General features: G+C 47.1%; 1 protein-coding gene. It reads left to right on the forward strand.

The features are described 5' to 3' along the window. Nucleotides 1–3 precede the first annotated feature (3 nt). Nucleotides 4–1,188 carry an elongation factor Tu gene (gene tuf, locus NOG12_RS13140; protein WP_110077115.1) on the forward strand — a complete coding sequence of 395 codons (1,185 nt, stop codon included), beginning with the start codon at nt 4–6 and terminating at the stop codon, nt 1,186–1,188. Nucleotides 1,189–1,329: the final 141 nt, after the last annotated feature.

Consider the following 1,329-nt stretch of genomic DNA (forward strand, 5'->3'; position numbering starts at 1 on the left):
GTCATGGCAAAAGAAAAATTTGAACGTTCCAAACCGCACGTTAACGTAGGTACAATCGGCCACGTTGACCACGGTAAAACTACTCTGACTGCTGCAATTACCACAGTATTGGCAAAAACTTACGGTGGTTCAGCACGTGCATTCGATCAAATCGATAACGCACCGGAAGAAAAAGCGCGTGGTATCACCATCGCAACTTCACACGTAGAGTATGACACTCCATCACGTCATTACGCCCACGTAGACTGCCCAGGACACGCTGACTATGTTAAAAACATGATCACTGGTGCTGCGCAGATGGACGGCGCAATCTTGGTAGTAGCAGCGACTGACGGCCCGATGCCACAGACTCGTGAGCACATCTTGTTGTCACGTCAGGTAGGCGTACCATTCATCATCGTATTCATGAACAAGTGTGACATGGTAGATGACGAAGAGTTGTTGGAATTGGTAGAGATGGAAGTACGTGAACTTCTATCTGAGTACGATTTCCCAGGTGACGACTTGCCAGTAATTCAAGGTTCAGCGTTGAAAGCGTTGGAAGGCGAAGAGAAGTGGGAAGCGAAAATCATCGAATTGGCAGAAGCTTTGGATTCATACATCCCAGAGCCAGAGCGTGATATCGATAAGCCGTTCATCATGCCAATCGAAGACGTATTCTCAATCTCAGGCCGTGGTACTGTAGTAACTGGTCGTGTAGAGCGTGGAATCGTGCGTACTGGTGACGAAGTAGAAATCGTAGGTATCAAAGATACTACGAAGACAATCGTAACTGGTGTAGAGATGTTCCGTAAGTTGCTAGACGAAGGTCGTGCAGGTGAGAACATTGGTGCGTTGTTGCGTGGAACTAAGCGTGATGAGATTCAACGTGGTCAAGTATTAGCGAAGCCAGGTTCAATCAAGCCACACACTCAGTTCGAAGCAGAAGTATACGTATTGACCAAAGAAGAAGGCGGACGTCACACTCCATTCTTCAAAGGCTATCGTCCACAGTTCTACTTCCGTACAACTGACGTAACTGGTTCAGTACAGTTACCAGAAGGCGTAGAGATGGTTATGCCAGGCGACAACTTGAAGTTCGTAGTAGAGTTGATTCACCCAATCGCGATGGACGAAGGTTTACGCTTCGCAATCCGTGAAGGTGGCCGTACTGTAGGTGCAGGCGTAGTATCTAAAATCGTAGCTTAATTGATGCGGTTAAAGAAAAAGGGAGCTTCGGCTCCCTTTTTTCATTTAAAAGCGTTGTTCGTTATTCGTACGCTACGCTGTTCGTGCGCTACGCTGTTCGAAAAGTGAACGTACGAACAGTGAACGAAGTGAATGGACGAA

Source organism: Pseudidiomarina fusca, from assembly GCF_032227045.1.
GTDB classification, from domain to species: domain Bacteria; phylum Pseudomonadota; class Gammaproteobacteria; order Enterobacterales; family Alteromonadaceae; genus Pseudidiomarina; species Pseudidiomarina fusca.